The organism is Halomonas koreensis (genome assembly GCF_031451675.1).
Classification (GTDB): Bacteria; Pseudomonadota; Gammaproteobacteria; order Pseudomonadales; family Halomonadaceae; genus Halomonas; species Halomonas koreensis.
This window is the reverse complement of sequence record NZ_JARWAK010000002.1, coordinates 281,787-298,066: the sequence shown is the minus strand read 5'-3', so window position 1 is coordinate 298,066 and position 16,280 is coordinate 281,787. Positions and strand designations below refer to the sequence as shown.

The window sequence follows — 16,280 nt, the reverse complement described above, 5'->3', positions numbered from 1 at the left end:
GGTGAGTTGGCGGTGGGCGAGGGGGCGCGGCAGCCGGCGGACCCCGGCGCCCCGATCCTCATTCCTGGGCGGCGCGATAGGCCTCGAGGATGGCGTCGCCCTGCTCGCCGGCACGCTCGGCCCACTCCTCGGTCATGGTGGCGCCGATCTCCTCGAGCTTGGCGGCGAGCGCCGGGGTCGGCGTGGACACCTGGATGCCGTTGTCCTCCAGCACCTGCAGCGCCTCGTCGGTCTCCTGGCGGCTCATCTCCCAGCCTCGCGCCTCGGCGGTCGCGGCGGCGTCCAGCACCGCCTGGCGGGTGGCCTCGTCGAGGCGCGAGAAGGCCCGTTCGCTGACGATCACCATGTTCTTGGGCAGCCACAGCTGGGCGTGGTTGAAGTGGCTCAGGTAGTCCCAGGCCTTGGTGTCGGCGCCGGTGGCCGGGGAGGTGATCATGGCGCCGACGCGGCCGGTGCTGAAGGCGGTGGGGATGTCGGGCACCTCCACCTGGGTGGGCACGGCGCCGGCCAGCTGGGCGAGGCGCTCGCTGGCCGCGTTGTAGGCGCGCATGCTCAGGTTCTGCAGGTCCTCGGGCGCGTCGACCTCCTCCTGGGTGTAGATCCCCTGGGGCGGCCAGGGCACGGCGAACAGCAGGCGCAGGCGCTGTTCGGCCAGTTCCTCGGCGATGACCTCCCGGGAGGCGTCCCAGAGGGCGCGGGCGTCCTCGTAGCTGGACGCCAGGTAGGGCACCGAGTCGACCTCGAAGATGGGGTTCTCGTTGGCCAGGCGCGACATGATCAACTCGCCGATCGGCACGATGCCGCGGCGCACGGAGTTCTTGATCTCGGCATGGCCGATCAGCGAGCCGTTGGAGTGGACCGTGATGTCCAGCTCGCCATCGGTGGCCTCGCGGACGTCGTCGGCGAACTCGCGGATGTTCACGGTGTGGAAGGTGCGGTCGCCGTAGGGGGTGGGCATGTCCCACTCGGTGGCGCCCAGCGCGGGGGCGCCGAGGGTGGCGAGGCCGATCCCCACGGCGGCGGCGGGTAGCAGGCGGGGCAGGGCATGGCGGAACATCATGAGAAGGTCCTCTCTCGGGTCGGTCTATTGTTGTGGTGAAGGGCCCCGGTCGGCGAACGGGCGGGGCTCTGGCTAGAGCATAGCGGTCGATTGACGGGAAGGTTAGGCAGTGGCGTGACAGGGCGTCAACGATGTTTAGACTAAATGACGATGAAGAATCAAAAAAACGCTGATAATTTATCGATAAAACATTTGAACAAGAGGTGGCCATGACATCCCTGCTTCTCAATGCCGACATGGGCGAGAGCTTCGGGCCCTGGGTCATGGGCCTGGATCACGAGGTCATGCCCCACGTGGACCTGGCCAACGTGGCCTGCGGCTTCCATGCCTCCGACCCGGACGTGATCCGCATGACGGTGCGCCTGGCCCGCAAGCACGGGGTGACGGTGGGCGCGCACCCGGCCTATCCGGACATGGTCGGCTTCGGCCGGCGTTCCATGGCCTGCAGCCCCGAGGAGATCGAGAACCTGGTGCTCTACCAGGCCGGGGCCCTGGCGGGGCTCTGCCGCGCCGAGGGCCTGTCGGTGGGCTACCTCAAGCCCCACGGCGCGCTGTACAACGACATGATGCGCGACCCCGAGATCCTGGCTGCGGTGATGCGCGCCCTGGTCGCCTACGACGCCTCGCTGCCGCTGATGGTGATGGCCACCCGCGACAACGGCCCAGCCCGCGAGCTGGCCGCCCGCCACGGCGTCAGCCTGTGGTTCGAGGCCTTCGCCGACCGCGCCTACGATGGCGAGGGGCGGCTGGTATCGCGCCGCGAGACCGGCAGCGTGCATCACGACCCGGAGGTGATCGTCGACCAGGCCCGGCGCATCGCCCGGGGCGAGCCGCTGATCGCCCGGGACGGCAGCGAGCTGATCCTCGAGGCCGACACCCTCTGCGTGCACGGCGACAACGCCGACTCCATCGCCGCCATCAAGGCCATCCGCGCCGCCCTGGCGGAGGAAGCGGCACGATGAGCGGCGCTGCCCTGCCGCGGCTCGAGTCCGCCGGCCTGGACGGCTGGCTGGTGCGGCTGTTCGACGCCATCGACGAGGCCAACCTGGCCTGGATCACCGCCCTGACCCGCGACTGCGAGGCCGCCTTCGGCGAGGCCCTGGTGGACCTGGTGCCGTCCTATACCACCCTGCTGGTGGTCTTCGACCCCCTGGCGCTGACGCCGGAGGCGGCGCGCCGGGTCCTCGCCGGCGTGCTGGCCGGCCTGCGGCCCGACGCCGAGGACGCGACGGGGCGAGTCCGGGAGCTGCCCACCTGGTACGACGCCAGCGTCGGCCCGGAGCTGCCGCGGCTGGCCGAGCGGGCGGGACTGAGCGTGGCGGACACCGTGGCCTGCCATGCCGGGACCCTCTATCGCGTCTACGCGCTGGGGTTCGCGCCGGGCTTCGCCTTCATGGCCAGCGTCGACCGACGGCTCGAGACGCCTCGCCTGGAGACGCCGCGCCGGCGCGTGCCCGCCGGCAGCGTGGGCATCGCCGGCCGCCAGACCGCCGCCTACCCGGGGGTCTCGCCGGGGGGCTGGAACCTGATCGGGCGCACCGCGGCGCGGCTCTTCGACCGCGACCGGGACGGCTTCAGCCTGCTGGGTGTGGGCGATCGGGTGCGCTTCGTGGCGGTGTCGCGCGCCGAGTTCGAGCGCCTGGGCGGCGATTCGCGCCCCATGGAGGAGGGAGCATGAGCGAGACGACGATCGGGCTGCGCGTGCGCCGGGCCGGCCCGCTGGCGCTGCTGCAGGATGCCGGCCGCTTCGGGGTGCGTCGCCTGGGGGTGACCCAGGGCGGGCCGGCCGATCCCCATGCCTGGGCCTGGGCCAACCGGCTGGCGGGCAATGCCTGGGGCGCGGCGGCCCTGGAGGTGACCCTCGGCGGCCTGGCCCTGGAGGCCGAGCGCGAGCTGCTGCTGGCGCTGGCCGGCGCCGACCTGGGGGCGACCCTGGACGACGCCCCGTTGACGGCCTGGCGCAGCTTTCGCATGCGCCCCGGCCAGGTGCTGCGCTTCGCCCGGCCCGAGGCCGGCCTGCGCGCCTATCTGGCCGTGGCCGGCGGCTTCCGGGCGCAGGCGGTGCTGGGCAGCCGGGCCTGTGTGGTTCGCGAGGGGCTGGGCGGCCACGATGGCCGGGGGCGACCGCTGGCCGACGGGGATCGCCTGGCGGTGGGCGAGGCGGCGGGGCAGGGCGACGAGGCGCGCCTGGCGCCGCCGGAGCAACGCCCCGACTACCGGGTCCCGCCGCGGCTGGCGCTGATCCCCGGCGCCCAGATCGCCGAGTTCGAGGGGGCGAGCCTGCATGCCGCCTTCCACCGCGACTGGACGGTCGACGACCGGGCGGATCGCATGGGGGTGAGGCTGCTCGGCCCGCCGCTGCGCTGCCGGGTCGAGACCCTGGTGTCCGAGGGGCTGGGCCTGGGCGCGGTGCAGGTGCCGCCGGACGGCCAGCCGATCGCGCTGCTCAACGATCGCCAGACCATCGGCGGCTATCCGCGGCTGGGCGCGCTGACGCCCCTGTCGTGCGGCCGGCTGGCCCAGTGCCAGCCGGGGCAGCGGGTGCGGCTGGGCGCGGTGCCGGCCGAGCGGGCGCTGGCCGACTATCGTCGCTTCCGCGCCCGCTTCGCCTAGGCGGGGGCGGCCGGCGCCGCGGGGGTCAGCTGCCCAGGCCGCTTTCGCGCAGCAGCTGGTCGATGGACCGCTCGGCCCGGGGGCCGCTGGCGCCCTCGATCATCAGCTCGGTCTCCAGGTCGGCCAGGCCCTGGGCCACCAGGCGTTCCAGCAACTCGGTCCGGGACAGGCCGCAGTGCTCGGCCAGTCGCTCCAGGCGGATCTCCTGTTCCCGGGTCAGGCGCAGCAGGTGGGGCATGTGCATGGCGATCACTCCTCGGCGGATGTGGGGGCCAGTGTCCCGGCGGCCCGTGACAGGACGATGACCGGGCCGGCAGTCTGGCGGGCGCGACGCTGATCTATCGCGAATCCCGGGCTTGCGGCCAACTTCGTTCGATCCATTTCGTGAAACAGCGCGCCATTCGCCTCAATCGGTCGATACGTTCGACGCGACAGCCGTGACGCTCGGTCGATCCGACGGGCCGCTAGGCGAGCCCGCGCTGCTGCATGGCCTCGAGGATGATCGGCACCGGCGTCATCAGGTGCTCGCGCATCATCTCCCGGGCCTTCCCGGCGTCCCGGGCGAGGATCGCCTCGACCAGGGCGGCGTGCTCCCGGCGCTTGCGCTCCAGGGCCTGTTCGGAGAACACCGTCTCGCGCAGCCAGAGGTGGCGGTAGCGCTCGACCTGGTCGAAGAGGCTGCGGCGGACCTGCATCAGGTGGGGGGAGTTGCAGCCGGCGGCGATGGCGGTGTGGAAGGCCTGGTGGCGGGTGTCCCAGACGTCGAGCATCTCGTCGGCGCTGTTGACCTCCATCACCTTGGACAGGGTATGCGCCTTGGCCAGGATATCGGCCTCCCAGGCGTCGTCGCCCCGGGCGATGGCCAGTTCCAGCACCAGGCCTTCCACCTGGGCCCGGGCGTCGTAGAGGTCCTCGAGCTCCTCCCGGGACATGGGGGCCACCCGGTAGCCGCGCTGGCTGATGGCCACCACCAGCCGTTCGGCCACCAGCTGGGAGAGCGCCTCGCGCAGCGGGCCGATGCCCAGGTCGTAGCGCGCCTTGAGGCCGCTCATGCGCAACTTCTCGCCGGGCTGGAAGACGCCGCGGATGATGTCCTGCTTGAGCCAGGTATAGGCGCTGATGCCGAGATTCTGTTTCGGGGTGCTGTCCATGGTGCTGCGGTTCCCTGAAATGAGCCCCCATGATACCCGATCATCGCCATGGGCGAGAATCGTCGTCCGTTCGGTAAACCGTCGTCACCTCGCGGAATCCTGGATATTTCGCGCGCCCGCCTAGAAGCGCAGGGTGGCGCCGCGCACCGGCGTCAGGCGGCCGTGGTCGATGATCGGGCCGGTGGGCCGGCCCGCCGGGGCCCCGCCCGTGGGCTCGACGCTGACCGCGAGATCGGCGGACATCAGCCGCTCGCGCAGGGCCGGGGCCGGGGTCAGCAGGCGGGTGCCGCGGTCCGGCAGCAGCCCCAGCGAGACCGGCGCGCCGTCGGCCACCAGCCACAGCTCGCCGGTCTGGTCCTCGCCGACCCGGCGCGGCTGGACGGCGCGCACGCGGAGCCGGCCGTCCTCGGTGGCGCTGATGATCCAGTCCGGGGAGCGCGACTCGTCGAGCACTACGTAGACCGCCGCCTCCTCGGGGGCGCCCGGGTCCAGGGGCGCGACCCACAGCAGGGCGAGCGCCAGGGCCAGGGCGGCGCTCGCCCCGGCGAGCCCCCGCCACAGCGCCAGCGAGCGCCAGCGGGACGCGGCGCCGCCGGTGCGCCTGGCGATGGCGCGCCACACCGAGGGCGGCGGCGTCACCGGCGCCAGGCGGTCGTTGAACAGCTGCAGGTGCTCGCGCCAGTCGGCCACCTCGCGCTGCAGATCATGGCTGACCGCCAGCACCGCCTCGAAGCGGGCTCGCTCGGCCTCGTCCATCACCCCCAGGGCATACTCGCCCGCCGCCAGGTGGCGCTCGTCGGGGCGGCTCAGGTCCCAGTGGTCAGGCATGCCTTCAACCTCTCGAGTCCGCGTCGTATCCAGCTCTTCACCGTGCCCAGCGGCTGCGCCACCCGCTCGGCCAGCTCGGCGTGGGTCAGGCCCTGGAAGTAGGCCAGCTCCATGGCCTGGCGCTGTTCCCCGCCCAGCACCGCCAGGCAGTCGTGCAGCGCCCGGGCGTCCTCTCCGCGCACGCTGGCCGCGGCGGGGCCGTCCCGGTCGCCGGCCAGGGTCGCCGGGTCGGTGCCGTCGTCATCGGCGTCGGGGCGCCGCCGGCGCAGCCAGTCGATGCCCACGTGCCGGGCCAGGGTGGACAGCCAGGTCATCGGCCGGGCCCGGGCGGGGTCGTAGCGGTCGGCGGCCTGCCAGGCCCGCAGGTAGACCTGCTGCAGGCAGTCCTGGGCCGCCGCCTCGTCCCTGACGATACGCAGCAGCTGGGCATATAGACGCGCGCTGGTGGCGCGATACAGCCGCGCCAGGGCGCGATGATCGCCCCGGGCGCAGCCGGCCAGGTCGTCGACGAGTCGTTGGCTGGGATCACTCATGCCGCATCCTTGGGCCGTGGGCGAAGGCCCCTCGATGGTCTCGGGCGAGGGGCCGGGAGTAAACCTCGCGCCGTCAACGCAGGTCGCTGCATCCATCCCGCGTTGGGGTGCGTATCCCTCCATGAGCCTTCCCGAAGGAAGGTGCCACCCTGACAAGGAGAGATCGCCATGAAGACCCTCAATCGTTGCCTCGCTGGCTTCCTGTGCACCGCCGCCCTGGCCGCCGGCCAGGTCCAGGCCGATCACGGCCCCACCACGGTCGGCGGCGCCTCGATGCTGCCGGAGCGCAGCATCGTCGACAACGCGGTGAACTCCGCCGACCACGAGACCCTGGTGGCCGCCGTCCAGGCGGCCGGGCTCGCCGAGACGCTGGCGGGCGAGGGGCCCTTCACCGTCTTCGCCCCGGTGGATGCGGCCTTCGCGGCCCTGCCCGACGGCACCGTCCAGGGCCTGCTCGAGCCGCAGAATCGCGACAGGCTTCGGGGACTGCTCACCTACCATGTGGTGCCCGGACGCCTGACCCGCGAGGAGCTGCACGAGGCCGTCATGGAGCGCGGTGAGGCGGCCAGCTTCGCCACCGTCCAGGGCGAGCGGCTGACGGTGATGCCCAACGGCAACAACCTGATGCTGGTCGACGGCCAGGGGCGCCGCGCCAACCTGACCCTGGTGGACGTGGCCCAGGCCAACGGAGTCATCCATGTCATCGACCGGGTGATGATGCCCTGAGCCCCGCGCCCCGGCGGCCGGCGCCATGCCGGCCGCCGGGGCGGCTCAGCGCTCGGCGCGGCTGAGCTCGGACCAGGCCGCGTAGGTGCTGAGAAATACCCGCCCCTCCAGGTCGTCCAGGAAGCGGCTCTGCTTGAGCCGGTCCATCACCGGGCCCTTGACCTCGGCCAGATGCAGGGTGACCCGGGAGTCCCGGAGCCGGGCGTTGATGGCGTCCAGGCTCTCCAGGGCCGAGGCGTCGATGAGGTTGACCGCCGAGCAGATCAGCACCACGTGCTCCAGCGCCGGGCGTCGGGCCACCAGGTCGTAGAGGGTGTCCTCCAGGTAGCGGGCGTTGGCGAAGTAGAGGCTCTCGTCGACGCGCAGCAGGGCCAGGTGGCTGACCGTCTCGGTGTCGTGGCGGGTCACGCTGCGGAAGTGCTCGGTGCCGGGGATGCGGCCCACCACCGCGCTGTGCGGGCGGCTGGTGCGATACAGGAAGAGGCCGATGGACAGCAGCACCCCGCCGATGATACCGGCCTCCACCCCCTCGGCCAGCGTCAGGGCCATGGTCACCGCCATGGCCGCGAAGTCGCCGCGGGAGTAGCGCCAGGTCTGGCGGATCAGCGGGATGTCCACCAGGGTCAGGATGGCCACCGTGATGGTGGCGGCCAGGGTGGCCACCGGCAGGTGACGGAGCAGCGGCGTCAGGGCCAGGGTGACCAGGCCGATGCCCAGGGCGGCGAAGGCACCGGCCATGGGCGTGCGGGCGCCGGACTCGAAGTTGATCACCGTTCGCGACAGGCCCCCGGTGACCGGCATGCCGCCGGAGACGGCGGACAGCAGGTTGGCGCCGCCCAGGCCGACCAGCTCCTGGTTGGGGGAAATCCGCTCGCGGCGCTTGGCGGCCAGCATCTGCGCCATGGAGATCGACTCCACGAAGCCCACCACGCTGATCAGCAGCGCCGGCACCAGCAGCCGGCGCCACAGCTCGACATCGACGCCCGGCAGGGTCAGCGGCGGCAGCCCGCCGGGCACCTCGCCGACCACCGCCACGCCCCGCCCGGCGAGGCCCAGCCAGGCACTCAGCGCCGTGGTGCCGGCCACCGCGAAGACCGGCCCGGCCCGGGTCAACAGCCCGGCCAGGCCACCCGGCAGGCCCAGCCTCGTCAGCGCCGGCCGCCCCCAGCGGCGCACCGCCACCAGGAAGCCCAGGCTGCCGGCGCCCACCGCCAGGGTCGGCCAGTGGGTGGCGCCCAGCTGCCCCGCCAGGCTGGTCAGCAGCGCCACGGCGGTATAGCCGCCGGCCTCGAGGCCCAGCAGGTGGGCCAGCTGGCTGGCGGCGATCAGCAGCCCCGAGGCGGACAGGAAGCCGCCGATCACCGGGTGGCTCAGGAAGTTGGCGAAGAAGCCCAGCCGCAGCGCGCCCATCAGCACCAGCAGGCCCCCGGACAGCAGGGCCAGGGTCAGGGCGGCCTCCAGGTAGGCCGGGCTGCCCGGCGGGGCCACGCCGCTCAGGGCCGCCCCGGTCATCAGGGCGATGATCGCCACTGGCCCCACGGCCAGGGTGCGGCTGGTGCCCAGCAGGGTATAGGCGAGCAGCGGCAGGATGCTGGCGTAGAGGCCGACCACCGCCGGCAGGCCGGCCAGCAGGGCATAGGCCAGCGACTGGGGGATCACCAGCGCCGTGACGATGGTGCCGGCCAGCAGGTCCGCGCCGCACAGGCGCCGGTTGTAGTGGGGAAGCCAAGTGAGGATCGGCAGGTAGCGTCTGAGCATCCGGTGCCCGTCGTCTGCAGCAAGAGGAATCCCACCAGACTAAACGATAAGGGGATCGCGCAGCAGCCTTGAGTTAGGATCGGCCGATACACTCCCGAATGGCCTCCCGACCAAGGACACCTCATGAAGCCCGAGACCCTCGCCCTGCATCATGGCTATGCCCCCGACGACCAGCACGCCGTGGCCGTGCCGATCCACCAGACCACCTCCTTCGCCTTCGACAGCGCCCAGCACGCCGCCGACCTCTTCGACCTCAAGGTCGAGGGCAACATCTACTCGCGGATCATGAACCCCACCTGCGCGGTGCTCGAGCAGCGCCTGGCGGCCCTGGAGGGCGGTATCGCCGGCCTGGCGGTGGCCTCCGGCATGGCCGCCATCACCTATGCCATCCAGACCGTCGCCGAGGCCGGCGACAACATCGTCTCGATCAGCGAGCTCTACGGCGGAACCTACAACCTCTTCGCCCATACCCTGCCGCGCCAGGGCATCGAGGTGCGCTTCGCCGACAAGGACGACCTCGATGCCATGGAAGACCTGATCGACGCCCGGACCAAGGCGGTGTTCTGCGAGAGCGTCGGCAACCCCTCCGGCGGCGTGGTGGACCTGGCGCGCCTGGCCGAGCTGGCCCATCGCCACGGGGTGCCGCTGATGGTCGACAATACCGTCCCCACCCCCTTCCTGTGCCGGCCCATCGAGCACGGCGCCGATATCGTCATCCACTCCGCCACCAAGTACATCGGCGGTCACGGCACCACCGTGGGCGGGGTGATCGTCGATTCCGGGCGCTTCCCCTGGGCCGAGCACGCCGAGCGCTTCGCCCTGCTCAACGAGCCGGACCCGTCCTATCACGGGGTCTGCTACACCCGCGACCTGGGCGAGGCCGCCTTCATCGGCCGCGCCCGGGTGGTGCCGTTGCGCAACATGGGCGCGGCGCTCTCCGCCCAGTCGGCCTGGCAGCTGCTGCAGGGCCTCGAGACCCTGGGGCTGCGCATCGAGCGCATCTGCGACAACGCCCTGGCGGTGGCGCGCTACCTGGAGGCGCACCCGCGGGTCACCTGGGTGCAGTACGCCGGCCTGGAGAGCCACCCCGACCACGCCCTGGCCAGCCGCTACATGGCCGGGCGCGCCTCGGGCATCCTCAGCTTCGGCATCGAGGGCGGGCGCGAGGCGGGCGCGCGCTTCTACGACGCCCTGGGGCTGGTGCTGCGGCTGGTCAACATCGGCGACGCCAAGACCTGCTCGTCGATCCCCGCCGCCACCACCCACCGCCAGCTCAACGACGAGGAGCTGGCGGCCGCCGGGGTGACGCCGGACATGGTGCGGCTGTCGATCGGCATCGAGCATGTCGACGATATCATCGCCGACCTGGATCAGGCGCTGGCCGCCTCGGCCTGAGTCAGCGGTAGCCGGCCAGGAACCCCTCGTCCAGGCGGCGTTTCCAGGCCATGGCCAGGCGGCCCGCCCACCACAGGCGCCCGCGGATGGCCAGGGCCTGGCCCGCGCCCAGGTTGAGGATGGCCAGGGCCCGGCGCTGGGGCCGGTAGGCGGCGAGGGCGCCGCCGCTCAGGAAGGCGGCGAGGTTGGCGCGCAGCACCGGGGCCTGGCGGACGCCGTAGACGCCCAGCCGGGGCAGCGGATGGTCGCGCATGGCCGCGCAGTCCCCGGCGGCGAACAGCCAGGGCGCCGCCGGGGACTGCAGGGTCTCGGTGACGGCCAGCCCCCGCCCCGGCAGCGTCGGCAGGCCCAGGGCGTCGAGCAGCGCCGGCGGCCGCAGCCCGGCGGCATGCACCAGGTGCTCGGCGGGCTGCGTCAGCGCCGCGTCCCCGGCGGCCAGCCGCGCGCCCCCGGGGACCAGCTCCGTCAGCGTCGTCCCCGTCATGACCTCGATGCCGCGCTCGGCCAGGTGCCGCGACAGCCAGGCCGCCGCGCCGGCGGGGGCGTCGGGGAGCAGTCGCGGGCCCCGGGTCACCAGGCGGATCGCCGGCCGGACCCCGTGGCGCTCGGCCAGGGCGCGCAGGTTGGCGGCGAGCTCGATGCCGCTGGCGCCCCCGCCCACCACCAGCAGCCGCGGCGTCCGCCCGGCCGCGAAGTCCCGGGACAGTCGCCGCCGCAGGGCGACCAGGTGAGGGATGGGCTTCACCGGCCAGACTCGCGGCCCCCCGGGCGGCGAGGTCGGCGGGTCGACCCTGGAGCCCAGGTTCAGGGACAGCGCCGCCACCGGCAGGCGGCGGCCGTCGTCCAGGCGGGCCTCGCGGCGTTCGATATCCAGCCCCGCCAGGCGCCCGCGAATGGCCTCGGCGCCGTGTCGGCGGGCCAGCCGGGCCGGGTCGAGGCGATCCTCGCCGGGTGCGGCCTGGCCGCCCAGCACGCCGCTGGCCATGCCCGAGTACCAGAAACCGCCGGGGTCGAGCAGGATCACCCGGGCGGCGGGCAGCCGGCGGCGATGGCGGATCAGGTGCAGGTGGGCGTGGCCGGCGCCGGCCAGCAGCAGCGGCGCGTCCGGGGGAGCGGTGACAGGCATGGCGGGATGGTAGCCGAGGCCGGGCGCGGGCGCGAGCGTCGTCGGCGAGCCGTTGACGGCGGCGCGGTTGACGGTGGCATCGGCCTGGCGTCAGATGGCGCCGAAAGACATCGAGGGGACGCATGGCGGTGAGGCGAGCAAGACACGGCAGCGCAGCGCGGTGGCGCCGGTGGCGGGGCTGGCTGCTGGCCGCGCTGCTGGCGCTGGCCGCCGGCGCCTCGGCCGATCCCCCGTCGGAGGCGCTCGGGCCGCGGCTCAAGGTGGTGGCCTCCTACCATCGGGGCAACCCCTGGACCGACGCGCTGCTCAGGCACATCGAGGCCGCCGCCGAGCGGCTGGGCGCCTCGGTCGACGTCGACTACCTGGACGCCCGCCGGCTGGTGGAGGAGCAGGCCTTCGCCCTGGAGCGCGCCCGGCTCGCCGGTCGCCGGGCCGTGACGCCGGGCGAGCGCCTGCTGCTGCTCGACGACGCCGCCCTGCGCTTCTACCTGGCCCATGCCGACGCCCTGGACGACCCCGACCGGGTGATGGCCCTGGGCATCAACGACCCCGAGCTGGCCCGGCGCGGCCTGTCGCGGGGCGTCCGGCTGATCGACACGGCGGCGGTAGGCGGCCAGTCGGTGGCCTTCCTCGAGGCGGCCTTCGGCGCCCCCTTGCCGCTGCTGGTGCTGGGCGATAGCACCCCGGTGGGCCAGGACCTGACCCGGACCTTCCTGGCGCAGCTGACCCGCCGCGCTCCCGGCCGGCTGGCCGGGGTGCTGTGGGACTGGACCCCGGAGGGCGTGGTCGAGGCCCTGGCCGGGCTGCCGGCGGATACCCGGGTCTACCTGGTGGAGGGGCAGACCACCGGGGCCGGGGATCTCGACGCCCGGCGCCGCGAATGGCTGCCGGCCCTGGCGGCGCGCGGCATCCCGGTGTTCTGCCACCTTCCCTATCAGCTCGAGCTGGGCTGCGCCGGGGGCGCCCAGCTGGACACCCGGCGACTGGGCAGCCTGGCGGTGGAGAGCCTGTTGAGCCCGTCCTTCGCCCGGCTGCCTGCGCGCCAGACCGTCGACAGCGGGCGCCGGGTGCTGGATGCCCGCTGGTCGGCGACGGTGCCTCCGACCCTGGCCGGGGAGGTCGAGTGGCGCAACGTCGGGTCGGCCATGGACGAGGCCCGGCGCACCCAGCAGCGGCTGCTGTGGGCGAGCGCCGGCGTCGGCGGCGTGCTGGCCGCCGGGGTCGCGGGGCTGGCCTGGCTGCGACGCCGCGAGGCCCGCCGCCAGCGGCGGCTGATGTTCGACCGGGAGACCGGCCTGCCGAGCCGCCAGCTGCTCGAGGCGGACTTCGCCAACCCCCATCGCCGGCGGGACGGCTGGCTGTTCGAGCTGATCTCGCCGCGGCTGCGGGAGATGCGCACCCGCTTCGGCCTGCCCGCGGCCCAGGCGCTGCTGCGCGAGCAGGTCGCCGAGGTCCGGCGCACCCTGCCCGACGGCTGGCGGCTGTACGCCGGCAGCGGCTTCAGCCTGCTGGGCTGGGTGCCGGCCTCGCCGGGGGGCGAGCACGTCGAGGCGCGCCTCGATAGCGTGCTGGCGCGGCTCGACGAGCGCCTGGGGGCGGCCGGGGATGATCGGCTGGCCTGGCACGCCAGCCTGCTGCGCCTCGCCGGCCACGAGGCGGATATTGCCCAGTGCGGCGCGGCCCTCGACGAGGGCATCATGCGCCTGGAGCGCACGGGCTGGCGGCAGCCCCTGCTGCGCGTGACGCCCCTGCCGCTGGAGGCGGCGACCCGTTTCCGGCGCCTCGCCCAGGAGGTCGAGGCGCTCATCGAGGCCCCGGCAACGCAGTGGCGGCTGGTCGTCCAGCCCCAGCTTGCCGCGGACGGCGTCACGCCGCTGGGCGCCGAGGCGCTGATCCGCTGGCACCACCCGGTGCTGGGCGAGGTGTCGCCGGCCGAGTTCCTGCCGGTGGTCGAGCGCCTGGGGCTGTCGGCCCGCCTCGATGCCTGGGTGGTCGACCAGGCCCTGGCCTGGCTGGCCCGGCACCGCGACCGGCTGGCGGAGCTGCCGCGGCTGTCCGTCAACGTGGGCCTGCCGACCCTGCAGCGGGAGCGCTTCGTCGCCGAGCTGGATGCGGCGCTGAGCCGCTGGGGGGTGCCCGGCGAGCGCCTGGAGATCGAGATCACCGAGCACGCCGACTTCGGCGACCTGGCCCTGGCCGATGCGGCCCTGGGGCGGCTGCGGCGGCTGGGCGTGCGGGTGGCCCTGGACGACTTCGGCACCGGCTACACCGCCTTTCGCCTGCTCCAGCGGCTGCCCTTCGACACCGTCAAGCTGGACCGCGGCCTGCTGGCGGCCGCCGGCCATCACGAGCGCGCCGTGGAGGCCTACGCGGCGATGGTGAGCTTCTGTCGGCAGCTCGGCCTCGAGGTCGTCGCCGAAGGGGTGGAGACCGAGCGGGAGGCGGAGTGGTTGATCGGCCTCGGGGTGCGCGTCCTGCAGGGCTACCACTATGCCCGCCCGCTGGAGCTCGACGCCTTCCTGGCGCGTTACGCCGGGCCCTCGACCCCGGGCCGCGGGCGGCCCTGCCAGGCCGACCAGGAGTAGAGGGCCAGGCCCGTCCAGATCAGGGCGAAGGTGGCCAGCTGCACCCGGGTCAGGGGCTCGTCGAACACCAGCAACGCGATCAGGAACTGCAGGCTGGGGTTGAGATACATCAGAAAGCCCAGGGTCGCCAGCCGCAGCCGCCGCGCCGCGCCGGCGAAGGCCAGCAGCGGCAGGGCGGTGATCACCCCGCTGGCCACCAGCAGGGCGGTGGTGGACGGCGTCGCCAGGAAGTGCGACATGCCGGCCCGGGTCAGGCCGGCGAGCGCCAGCCCGGCCAGCGGCAGCAGCAGCAGGGTCTCGACCAGCAGGCCCGACAGGCCGTCCAGCGGCACCTGCTTGCGCAGCAGGCCATAGGTGCCGAAGGATAGCGCCAGGACCAGGCTGATCCAGGGCAGCGCCCCGACCAGCGCCAGCTGCAGGGCGATGGCCGCGCCGGCCAGGCCCACCGCCAGGCCCTGCCAGCGGGTCATGCGTTCGCGCAGCACCAGCATGCCCAGCGCCACGTTGACCAGCGGCGTCATGAAGTAGCCCAGGCTCGCCTGCAGCACCTGCCGGCTCTCCACGGCGTAGATGTAGAGCCCCCAGTTGGCGGCGATCAGCACCGCGCAGGCCAGCACCCGGCCGAGCCGGCGCGGCCGGCGCAGCGCCTCCCGCACCGGCCGCCAGCGGCGCAGTACCGTCACCACCCCGGCCAGGAAGAGGCAGGACCACAGCACCCGGTGGATCAGGATCTCGAAGGCCGGGACCCCCTCGAAGAGGGCGAAGAACAGCGGGAAGCAGCCCCACATCAGGTAGGCGGCCAGGCCGAAGCCGACGCCGGCGCGGGGATCGGAGGCAGTCGTCATGATGTTTAACGTCCTAATAAAACGCCTAGCCTAGCACAGCCCGCCGGGGGCGTGCCGGGCTGCGTCGCAGGGCCGTCTCGGGTAGGCTGGGGCCACCGCTCGCAGCCGATGGAGACCCCGATGAGCGAACTGAGAACGACCCTGGTCCAGGCGGACCTCCGCTGGGAGGACCCCGAGGCCAACTGCCGCATGCTCGACGAGTCCCTGGGCGAGCTCGGCGCCGACGACACCGACCTGATCGTGCTGCCCGAGATGTTCGCCACCGGCTTCACCATGAACTCCCGAGCCATGGCCGAGCCCATGGCCGAGAGCCGGACCGTGGCCTGGCTGCGCGAGCAGGCGGCCCGGCGCGGCTGCGTGATGACCGGCAGCGTGGCCATCGTCGAGGACGGCGACTATGTCAATCGGCTGATCTGGGCGCGCCCGGACGGCAGCCTGGCGCACTACGACAAGCGCCACCTGTTCCGCATGGCCGGCGAGCACGAGCGCTACGCCATGGGCCACGAGCGGGTGATCGTCGAGCTCAAGGGCTTTCGCATCCTGCTCAGCGTCTGCTACGACCTGCGCTTCCCGGTGTGGCTGCGTCAGCAGCCCGCGCCGGGAGAGCACTTCGAGTACGACGCCCTGCTGTGCGTGGCCAACTGGCCGGCACCGCGGCGCCATCCCTGGCGGGTGCTGCTGCAGGCCCGGGCGGTGGAGAACCTGTGCCCGGTGATCGGCGTGAATCGGGTCGGGGAAGACGCCAAGGGCCTGCCCTACGCCGGCGACTCGATGCTGGTGGACGCCAAGGGCGAGCCGCTGATCGACCGGCCCCAGGATGCCGCCTTCATCGAGACCGGCCGGCTGTCGCTCGACGAGCTGGTCGCCTTCCGCGAGAAGTTTCCGGCCTGGCGCGACGCCGACCATTTCACCCTGGCCGACGGGGTGGGCGAGTGATGCGTCTGGATCGTTTCCTGGCCGAGAGCACCGAGCTGACCCGCTCGCTGGCCAAGCGGGCCCTGAGCCGCGGCGAGGTCACCGTCAACGGCGAGCCGGAGAAGAAGGGCGCCCGCCATGTCGGGGACGCGGATCGCGTGGCCTGGCTGGGGCAGACGCTGTCCCTGGTGGGGCTGCGCCACGTCATGCTGCACAAGCCGACGGGCGTCGAGTGCACGGCGCGCCGCGGCCTCTACCCGCGGGCGGTGGACCTGATCGACCTCCCCAAGGCGGAGCGCCTGCAGCCGGTGGGGCGCCTCGACGTGGAGACCACCGGCCTGCTGCTGCTTACCGACGACGGCCAGTGGTCTCATCGGGTGACCTCGCCGCGGCGCGGCTGCGCCAAGGTCTACCGGGCGACGCTGGCACGGCCGCTGGAAGGCGACGAGGCCGAGCGCGCGGTGGCGGCCTTCGCCGAAGGCATCCGGCTCGAGGGCGAGGCGACGACCACCCGGCCCGCCGAGCTCGAGCCGCTCGACGCCCGGCATGCCCGGCTCACCGTCCACGAGGGACGCTACCACCAGGTGCGGCGGATGTTCGCCGCCATCGGCAATCACGTCGAGGCCCTGCACCGCGAGTCGGTGGGGGCGCTGGTCCTGGACCCCGCCCTGGCGCCGGGAGAGTGGCGCCAACTGAGCGACGCCGAGGTGGCGCTGTTCGCGTGACCCGACGGCGCCGTCGCCTC

Annotated in this window: 16 protein-coding genes; 8 read left to right on the top strand and 8 right to left on the bottom strand. The window is 73.4% G+C overall.

The features are described 5' to 3' along the window. Positions 1-58: 58 nt before the first annotated feature. Complete coding sequence (locus QC818_RS03570) at positions 59-1,060, bottom strand: TRAP transporter substrate-binding protein (protein WP_309651472.1); 1,002 nt, start codon at positions 1,058-1,060, stop codon at positions 59-61. Positions 1,061-1,269: 209 nt separating this feature from the next. Here QC818_RS03570 and QC818_RS03565 point away from each other — a divergent pair, with 209 nt between their 5' ends. From QC818_RS03565 to QC818_RS03555, 3 genes are read left to right on the top strand one after another with little or no spacing between them, the layout of a single operon-like run. Beyond that, a complete protein-coding gene (locus QC818_RS03565; RefSeq protein WP_309651471.1) occupies positions 1,270-2,022 on the top strand; it encodes a 5-oxoprolinase subunit PxpA in 753 nt (250 codons plus the stop codon). After that, positions 2,019-2,738, top strand: coding sequence for a 5-oxoprolinase subunit B family protein (locus QC818_RS03560; protein WP_309651470.1), 720 nt, complete (start codon positions 2,019-2,021; stop codon positions 2,736-2,738). Before QC818_RS03565 ends, QC818_RS03560 begins: the two co-directional genes overlap by 4 nt. After that, positions 2,735-3,673 carry a 5-oxoprolinase subunit C family protein gene (locus QC818_RS03555; RefSeq protein ID WP_309651469.1) on the top strand — a complete coding sequence of 313 codons (939 nt, stop codon included), beginning with the start codon at positions 2,735-2,737 and terminating at the stop codon, positions 3,671-3,673. Before QC818_RS03560 ends, QC818_RS03555 begins: the two co-directional genes overlap by 4 nt. A gap of 25 nt (positions 3,674-3,698) precedes the next feature. On the opposite strand, the gene QC818_RS03550 is transcribed toward QC818_RS03555, so the two are convergent. From QC818_RS03550 to QC818_RS03535, 4 genes are all read right to left on the bottom strand, one after another. Next, positions 3,699-3,917 carry a hypothetical protein gene (locus QC818_RS03550; protein ID WP_309651468.1) on the bottom strand — a complete coding sequence of 73 codons (219 nt, stop codon included), beginning with the start codon at positions 3,915-3,917 and terminating at the stop codon, positions 3,699-3,701. 220 nt (positions 3,918-4,137) lie between these two features. Beyond that, positions 4,138-4,824, bottom strand: coding sequence for a DNA-binding transcriptional regulator CsiR (gene csiR, locus QC818_RS03545; RefSeq protein ID WP_309651467.1), 687 nt, complete (start codon positions 4,822-4,824; stop codon positions 4,138-4,140). 120 nt (positions 4,825-4,944) lie between these two features. Further along, positions 4,945-5,652 carry an anti-sigma factor gene (locus QC818_RS03540; RefSeq protein ID WP_309651466.1) on the bottom strand — a complete coding sequence of 236 codons (708 nt, stop codon included), beginning with the start codon at positions 5,650-5,652 and terminating at the stop codon, positions 4,945-4,947. Next, a complete protein-coding gene (locus QC818_RS03535; protein WP_309651465.1) occupies positions 5,631-6,185 on the bottom strand; it encodes a sigma-70 family RNA polymerase sigma factor in 555 nt (184 codons plus the stop codon). The genes QC818_RS03540 and QC818_RS03535 overlap by 22 nt, the downstream gene beginning before the upstream one ends. Before the next feature lie 168 nt (positions 6,186-6,353). Between QC818_RS03535 and QC818_RS03530 the strand changes: the two genes are divergently transcribed. Further along, a complete protein-coding gene (locus QC818_RS03530; protein ID WP_309651464.1) occupies positions 6,354-6,911 on the top strand; it encodes a fasciclin domain-containing protein in 558 nt (185 codons plus the stop codon). Positions 6,912-6,956: 45 nt separating this feature from the next. Here the strand turns inward: QC818_RS03530 and QC818_RS03525 are convergent, their stop codons facing one another. After that, a complete protein-coding gene (locus tag QC818_RS03525) occupies positions 6,957-8,669 on the bottom strand; it encodes a SulP family inorganic anion transporter (protein ID WP_309651463.1) in 1,713 nt (570 codons plus the stop codon). 123 nt (positions 8,670-8,792) lie between these two features. On the opposite strand from QC818_RS03525, the gene QC818_RS03520 reads away from it, so the two are divergent. Continuing rightward, the gene (locus tag QC818_RS03520; protein WP_309651462.1) at positions 8,793-10,064 is read left to right on the top strand and encodes an O-acetylhomoserine aminocarboxypropyltransferase/cysteine synthase family protein; all 1,272 of its coding nucleotides are present in this window, start codon (positions 8,793-8,795) and stop codon (positions 10,062-10,064) included. Position 10,065: 1 nt separating this feature from the next. Here the strand turns inward: QC818_RS03520 and QC818_RS03515 are convergent, their stop codons facing one another. Next, the gene (locus QC818_RS03515; protein ID WP_309651461.1) at positions 10,066-11,190 is read right to left on the bottom strand and encodes an NAD(P)/FAD-dependent oxidoreductase; all 1,125 of its coding nucleotides are present in this window, start codon (positions 11,188-11,190) and stop codon (positions 10,066-10,068) included. Between the two features lie 128 nt (positions 11,191-11,318). Here QC818_RS03515 and QC818_RS03510 point away from each other — a divergent pair, with 128 nt between their 5' ends. Next, positions 11,319-13,775 carry an EAL domain-containing protein gene (locus QC818_RS03510; protein WP_309651460.1) on the top strand — a complete coding sequence of 819 codons (2,457 nt, stop codon included), beginning with the start codon at positions 11,319-11,321 and terminating at the stop codon, positions 13,773-13,775. On the opposite strand, the gene rarD is transcribed toward QC818_RS03510, so the two are convergent. Beyond that, positions 13,718-14,620 carry an EamA family transporter RarD gene (gene rarD / locus QC818_RS03505; protein ID WP_309651459.1) on the bottom strand — a complete coding sequence of 301 codons (903 nt, stop codon included), beginning with the start codon at positions 14,618-14,620 and terminating at the stop codon, positions 13,718-13,720. The two genes, QC818_RS03510 and rarD, sit on opposite strands and share 58 nt — an antisense overlap. A gap of 120 nt (positions 14,621-14,740) precedes the next feature. Here rarD and QC818_RS03500 point away from each other — a divergent pair, with 120 nt between their 5' ends. Both QC818_RS03500 and QC818_RS03495 read left to right on the top strand, forming a co-directional pair. Further along, the gene (locus QC818_RS03500) at positions 14,741-15,556 is read left to right on the top strand and encodes an amidohydrolase (protein WP_309651458.1); all 816 of its coding nucleotides are present in this window, start codon (positions 14,741-14,743) and stop codon (positions 15,554-15,556) included. Next, positions 15,556-16,260, top strand: a complete 705-nt coding sequence (locus tag QC818_RS03495; protein WP_309651457.1) for a pseudouridine synthase — start codon at positions 15,556-15,558, stop codon at positions 16,258-16,260. Before QC818_RS03500 ends, QC818_RS03495 begins: the two co-directional genes overlap by 1 nt. Positions 16,261-16,280: the final 20 nt, after the last annotated feature.